Here is a 5,982-nt window from a genome sequence, read left to right on the forward strand (position 1 = left end):
AAGTTGCGCTCGTGTCACACAACACGGTCTACCGGATCAGGTCCCGCGACGCAGGCGATTCCCTCAGATTGATCACAACCAGATACGCGCCCTAGTACTCCAGTGCGGTTTCGTGATCTGCTTCGATGACCGTGCAAGGTTGACGGCCTGGGGCGTTGTGGAGGTGGGGCGGGATGGACGAGCGCGCGGTGGTCCTGAACGGGCTGGCGCAAGGCATCCCTCCGCTTGATCAGGGTGTCGAGTGGTTCGAGGGTCTGGCCGTCACCGAGCAGTTCGAAGTCCTGCGCGACCTGGCAGGGTTCTGCATCCAGGCCCGCGCCCTCATCGAGGACGGACCGGAGAGCATCCGCAGGGCCGGGATCCGGCCCACCCACACTCCGGCCGCGCTGATCACGCGCGGGCACCTCACCGAGCAGCTCACAAAGATCATCAATCTGCCGCAGGACGAGCGCGTCAAGGCGTTCCGGCTGCTCATCGCACTGCTCGGCGTGGCTGACGAGCGGCGGAGGGCTCGGTTCTGCGCCGACGGGTGCGGCCATGCCTGGCACCACCTGGGCACCGGTGCGGGAACTGAAGCTGCCACCGCGTGATCATCAACACGATGCACTGCCCGACCGCGACGCCTAGCAAGGACGCCACCCCCGCGTGAAGCGACACAGGTCGGTGGGACACGGTCTTTGCCGCGACTCTGGGGGTTGGCCAGGCAAGTTCGGGCTGTTCACGAGTTAGTGCTGGCCAGGGACACTTGGGGTCAAGCGAAGATCGCTTCCCAACCGGCTGGAGATCGTTTCCCGAACCTTCGACGTGGTCGTCTCTCACCCATGTCGGGTGGAAGTTCACACCGGCAGTGCCCCGGCGGGGTGACCGTGTTCTCTGCCACATGTGGTGAGAGCGAGCACCCCGTGGCCCTCGATCCTGGTTTCGGGCCCCAGATTGGCGGGATCGATGGAGAGCCGGGCGGCGATGTTGGTGGCGTTGCAGGTGTCGGGGATCTGGAGTTCCTCCTTCAGCTGGAGGTAGCGGGCGCGGAAGGCGTCGGAGTCGGATGTGTTCACGCCGTCGAAGGCGTTGTCGGGGAATCCGTTCTGGTGCGGCAGGAGGTAGCCGGATTCGGCCGGGTGCCCGGGGCCGTCGTCGCCGTCCTCCTCCGCGTTGTAGGCGTCGTAGTGGCGCACGACCTCGTCATCCTCGGCGAGGCACCAGGCGGTCCAGTCGTCTCCGCAGCTCATCCCGTACCACTGGGCTGAGCCGAACCGGCGACTGAGAGCGGCACACCGTTCCCGCACCACCTGGTCGAGGGCCCGTTCCCGGTCGTCCGCGTCCTTGATGCGGTGGGTGTCTTGTGAGGAGTCGCCGAAGACCAGGGTCCAGCCGTCCAGGCCGGGGCTGACGAAGACGCGTGAGCAGGCTTCGTGGGGCCGGGTCCGGTTCCAGTTGTGGTGGTCGTGGTTCCAGGCCGCCGCGCCGGTCCGGAGCGTGACCGACTGCGGGGCCGCAAGGTCGAAGGCGTCCAGTACCGCGTCCTGGTCGGTGGTGGGCACCGCGTACCAGGAACCGCACAGGTGCATGTCCTGCGGGACCTCGGTCAGCAGCTTGATCCTGGTCAGCCGTTCCCAGGCATCCCGGTCCCGACGGTCGAGGGCGGCGGGCCCGCCGATGGCGGCGAGGGCCTCCAGCGCGCCGGCCCGGACCCTGGGCTCCGGGGCGGGCCGGCAACGCACCTGCTGCAGGGCGGGGACGGCCTCGGGACCGATCGCTTGGAAGGCCCACACCGCTCGCTGCCGGACCTCATGCTCCGGGTCTCCCAGCCTCGGGATCATCTGGTCGGCGAATCGTGCCGCGTCCTTGCCCTGGGTCTGGAAGGCGAAGAGCGCGTTGCTTCGGACTGCGGGGTGCGAGTGCTCCAGCATCGGCACGTAGACCGCGTGATCAGCTACCTTCAGTCGCCCCAGCGTCCACCCGACCCTCCTTGCGACCTCGGCCGAGTCCGCCTTCACAGCTGCCTGCACCAGCGGCAGGAGAGCAGGCTCGCCGATCCGACACAGGACATCCGCCGAGGTAGCCCAGTCGACCGGTGACCCTTCGTCGCGGAGCAGTGCCAGCACGGCTGCCACCACTCCTTCCCCCTGCTCCACGAGCGCGTCGCGGAACGTGCGGTTGTCATTCCAGGCGCCGGAGAGTTCCTCGGCCAGCAGTCGCTTGTCCATGGCGGGCACCGTAGCCAGAGGTTGTGACAATCACCGTGGAAGCACGATCGACCTGCTGACCGGCCAGGGCCGACTTCATACCGCCAGCAATCAGGCGAGGCAACGGCGGTAGCGGTCGAGGAAGGACCGGCGTGCCTGGGGTCGGTGGTGGCCCGACGGCTTGTGAGTCGCTAGTCCGAGTACAGCGCTGCCAGGCGCGGCAGCCGTCGGCTCAGCTGGTCGCCGTCGCCGAAGTCGAAGCCCCAATCCGGGTCCAGAACCGGGTACTGGATGGTGAAGGGGTCATCGGGGAGTTCCTCTCCGGTGGCCTCCCGGTGAGCGTCCCAGGCGATGGTCAGGGCTTCTTCGCACTCGATGTCGATCCCGTCCGCGGCGAATACGCGTACGGCCGGGAGCTCGGCGAGCCTGTCGGGATCGGTGATGACGCTTTCGAAGGTTGCACGGCCCTGTGTGATCAGCCAGCCACGGAAGTAGTCGAACAGGTCGTCGGAGCCGCCGCCGTTGATCATGTAGGCCGCGCCCCAGAGCGGGGCCCTGTACGAGTCGGCCATCAGTTTCCACAGGATCTGCTGGGCGGCGATGATCTCCTCGGCCGGGCGAAGCGCGAGCAGTGCAACGGCCCGGCGCGCGACGGCGGCGCCGTTGTCCGGGGTCGGCACCTGGGAGCGGGCTTCGTCGATCAGCTTCCAGAACTGGTGGATGTTCATGGCCGCTGAGCATGTCACCGGGCTCCGACAGCGCGCCGATCATGGCACGCGGCGAGTGCACGTCGGAACGGGTCGCCGCAGTCAGGCGGCGGTGTCGTGCAGGAATACATCCAGCAGCCGGAAGAACTCTTCGACTGGCGTGGAGCCGTCCGGCGTCAGCCGCTCGATCTCGGCGGCCCAGCCGAGGGGGCTCGACCCCCCGATGCGTTGCCAGAGCCACTTGCTGAACGGGCCGTCGCGCCAGAAGCCGAAGGATTCGTCGACGGAGTGCACGCCGAGGGCCACCTGGTAGCCGATCAGCATCGATTGCAGATGTCTCAGGTCGCCGTCGGGCAGCCACATCCCGGGTCGGAGACGCACTTGCTCCAGGAAGTCGTAGACACTCGTGCACTCCTGCCAGTGCTTCGGGGTGCTCTGGGACCGGTCGTCGAGCGGCATGCCCCCAGCCTACGGCGCGACCGTTCGTCCCTCGCGGCGAATCCGACGCCAGCCACGCTCGACTGTTCACGAGTCTGACTCGTGAACAGTCGAAGTTCGGCAGGTAAGGGATTCCGCGGCTGCCCGCTCAGCGGCGGGCGAGCACAACCACGGTGGCGTCGTCGGTCTCGCCTCGCTGGTCGGCAGCGCACAGCAGGGCGCCCTGCAGCAGGCCATCGGCGAGCCGCTGCGGGCCGGCATCGGCGAGCGAGCGGACCAGGGTGGGGAAGCGGTCGCCGAGCGGCTTGTGGACGCCGTCGCTGGCCAGCACCACCAGCGGGGCGTTGCTCTCCGCCTCCCGCACCGTGGCGATGGAGGAACGGGCCAGGCTCACGCGGACCCAGTCGTCGTGGTGCTCAGCGCGGGCCGGCGGGCCGCCCGGGTGCACCTGCCGGAGGAACTGGCCCATGGTGTGGTCAGTGGTCAACTTCATCACCTCTTCGGTGTCCGGGTCGTAGCTCCAGGCCGCGCAGTCTCCGGTCCAGGCGAGCGAGAACTCTGCTCGGTCGAGGTGGGCGACGGCCGCAGCCGCCACCGCGTCTTCCTCCGGGAGGTCCTCCGGGCCCGGGTCGGAGATCAGTTCCGCCGCGGTGAGGAGTCCGTGCAGCGGGCCTCGGGTGGCCGCGATGCGGGCGCCGACCTCGGCCAGGAGCGCGGCCCGCTCGGTGATCTGGGCAGAGTGCCCGATGCCATCCACCACGCATGCCGCCGTGGTGCCGTCGGCGAGGGTGTACACGTAGGCGGCGTCGCCGGAGATGCCGGTTGTGCCGGCGGCAGTGGCCACGGCGGTGAGGACGCCGGTGAGCTGAGTACCCGTCATAGTGTCAGCGTAGGGGTGGCAGCAGGAGGCCGATTCACGTTCGGTTAACGCTGCGGTCTTGACACACGCGTCCAGCTTCCCATCAAGATCGACCGGATAGCTCCTAGCGCTGCAGCCCGCCCGCCGCGCCGGTTGCTCCGGGCTCGGGTGCGTCGGTCGGATCTGTGCCGGCCACGCCCGCGTCGACCTGTGCCTGGACGCGCACCACGAGGTCCGAGTCCAGCGACGACGCTTTCGATCGGCGCATCTGCGCCGCCTGCCCGCGCTCTGCCCGCAACTCGGCGATCTTCGAGCGCAGCACCGGCGATCCCGCCCCGTCGCCCCCGGCCGAAGCTGTCAGCTCACGGGAGACCCGGACCATCGCTGCGACATCGTCTACCGGGAGGTCGGAGATCGCCTCGGACTGGCCGGACTCGTCCAGGTACTCCATCGCCGCAAGCAGCATCAGCCGGCGCTCGGTTGCCGCCGCCGTGAAGCTCGCCCGCGCCTTCGGCCCGACCTCGACGTCGGCGACGAAGTCGTAGCCGAGGTGATGCAGGTCCAGCCACTTGGTCTTGTCGAAGTCGTGCGCCAAGCCCGGGGCGATCACCAGGTCGGCACTGACCCCGTCGGCCCCGGGGGCTCCTGCGCCGACAGGGCCCACCTGCAGCACCAGACCCGAGAACGCCAGGTCGGCGCGCAGCGTGTCCAGGCGCTCCGCGTAGACCCGCCGCATCGTCGCGATCCGCGCGTCCAGCACCGACCGGCCCGCCGTGCCCTCGGTGAGGTGTCGGCCCCCGGGCTGGCGGTAGATGTCCCGGCCCAGCTGCTCGGCCTGCTCGGCGTCCTTCATTCTCTGCAGCGAGGCGTCCTGGCGCAGCGCCATGAGCGAGAGCAGCTGCTGTCCGTAGGCGGCTGCCTGCTGCTGTTGCTCGTGCCACTGGCCGGCGTCCCCGAGGAACGGCAGGAGATGCAGGTACTTGCTCATCGCCCGCCGGTGGTAGTCCTCCTCGAAGCGGTAGAAGTCGTAGAGCGGCCGCGAGTCCTCTGCCGCCACGTCGGTCTTCTTCGCCTGTTCCCACTGGCGCGCCAGGTCGTGGTAGGCCCCCGCCCGGTCCTTGTGGTGCTGCAGGCGCGAGGCGTAGCTGCGCAGCCGGAAGCCGAAGGAGACCAGGTCGTCCTCGGCGTTCTGCGCGCTCCCGCCCCCCGCCTGCCGGCCCGCGAGCAGTGCCATCTGTTCGTAGTCCATCCCCATGACCTCGAGCATCGGAGTGCGCACCCTCAGCTCGGACTCCGGCAGCGCCCTCAGCATCTGGTACACGCCGTTGACCGCCCGCTCCATGATCTGGCCCCGGCCCCGGTCGACCAGGCGCTGCCATTCCTCCGTTGACAGGCGCTCGTTCTCGCGCCGCTCGTTGGCGTAGTCGACGATCTCCTCCATCGCCGCGGGTAGCGGCGAGCCCGCCCGCCCCAGTTGCTCGGTCACCAGCTCGGTGACCAGGCGGTTCGCCTTGCGCATGCGCTTGTCGTCCGAGCCGGCGCGCCACAGCCTCCGGTCCTGCGGCAGGCACGCCAGCAGGAACTGGGGGATCGACTCGGCTCTCATGCGCTCGTGCGCCCAGCGCTTGATGAACGTCGTGACGTTGCGGCGCTCGTAGCCCACCGCGCTGGACAGGTGCGCCACCGCCTGCTTCTCGTCTAGATGAGTGATGCGAAGGGTTAGTGGTCGTAGGCGGTCAGTGAGCGCATGACGGGCTGGCCGGTGTGGTCGTTGTGCCAGATCGCGCAGGTC

Annotated in this window: 6 protein-coding genes; 1 reads left to right on the top strand and 5 read right to left on the bottom strand. The window is 69.0% G+C overall.

Annotation, left to right across the window (positions count from 1 at the left end; genetic code table 11):
• Positions 1–173 precede the first annotated feature (173 nt).
• On the top strand, positions 174–590 hold the full coding sequence (locus ACIQVZ_RS42110) for a DUF5958 family protein (protein ID WP_402458394.1): 417 nt from the start codon (positions 174–176) through the stop codon (positions 588–590).
• A 246-nt stretch (positions 591–836) separates the two neighbouring features.
• On the opposite strand, the gene ACIQVZ_RS42115 is transcribed toward ACIQVZ_RS42110, so the two are convergent.
• The 5 genes from ACIQVZ_RS42115 to mobL all read right to left on the bottom strand — a co-directional run bounded on the left by ACIQVZ_RS42115 (position 837) and on the right by mobL (position 5,979).
• Positions 837–2,207 (bottom strand): HEAT repeat domain-containing protein, encoded by a 1,371-nt coding sequence (locus ACIQVZ_RS42115; protein WP_402458397.1) that lies wholly within the window; start codon positions 2,205–2,207, stop codon positions 837–839.
• 170 nt (positions 2,208–2,377) lie between these two features.
• Positions 2,378–2,914: a DUF4240 domain-containing protein gene (locus ACIQVZ_RS42120; protein WP_402458400.1), complete on the bottom strand. Its 537-nt coding sequence runs from the start codon at positions 2,912–2,914 to the stop codon at positions 2,378–2,380.
• An 81-nt stretch (positions 2,915–2,995) separates the two neighbouring features.
• The gene (locus tag ACIQVZ_RS42125; protein WP_402458403.1) at positions 2,996–3,352 is read right to left on the bottom strand and encodes a hypothetical protein; all 357 of its coding nucleotides are present in this window, start codon (positions 3,350–3,352) and stop codon (positions 2,996–2,998) included.
• 127 nt (positions 3,353–3,479) lie between these two features.
• A complete protein-coding gene (locus ACIQVZ_RS42130; RefSeq protein WP_402458406.1) occupies positions 3,480–4,211 on the bottom strand; it encodes a PP2C family serine/threonine-protein phosphatase in 732 nt (243 codons plus the stop codon).
• Between the two features lie 103 nt (positions 4,212–4,314).
• Entirely contained in the window at positions 4,315–5,979 is a 1,665-nt protein-coding gene (gene mobL / locus ACIQVZ_RS42135; RefSeq protein ID WP_402458409.1) for a relaxase MobL, read from the bottom strand.
• Between the last annotated feature and the right edge of the window lie 3 nt (positions 5,980–5,982).

Source organism: Kitasatospora sp. NPDC098663 (assembly GCF_044760075.1).
Lineage (GTDB): Bacteria > Actinomycetota > Actinomycetes > Streptomycetales > Streptomycetaceae > Kitasatospora.

What these genes read in the sequence shown, in the direction of transcription:
- ACIQVZ_RS42130 (WP_402458406.1), bottom strand. Translation starts at nt 4,211, where the DNA reads ATGACGGGTACTCAGCTCACCGGCGTCCTCACCGCCGTGGCCACTGCC.
- ACIQVZ_RS42115 (WP_402458397.1), bottom strand. Translation starts at nt 2,207, where the DNA reads ATGGACAAGCGACTGCTGGCCGAGGAACTCTCCGGCGCCTGGAATGAC.
- ACIQVZ_RS42110 (WP_402458394.1), top strand. Translation starts at nt 174, where the DNA reads ATGGACGAGCGCGCGGTGGTCCTGAACGGGCTGGCGCAAGGCATCCCT.
- ACIQVZ_RS42120 (WP_402458400.1), bottom strand. Translation starts at nt 2,914, where the DNA reads ATGAACATCCACCAGTTCTGGAAGCTGATCGACGAAGCCCGCTCCCAG.
- ACIQVZ_RS42125 (WP_402458403.1), bottom strand. Translation starts at nt 3,352, where the DNA reads ATGCCGCTCGACGACCGGTCCCAGAGCACCCCGAAGCACTGGCAGGAG.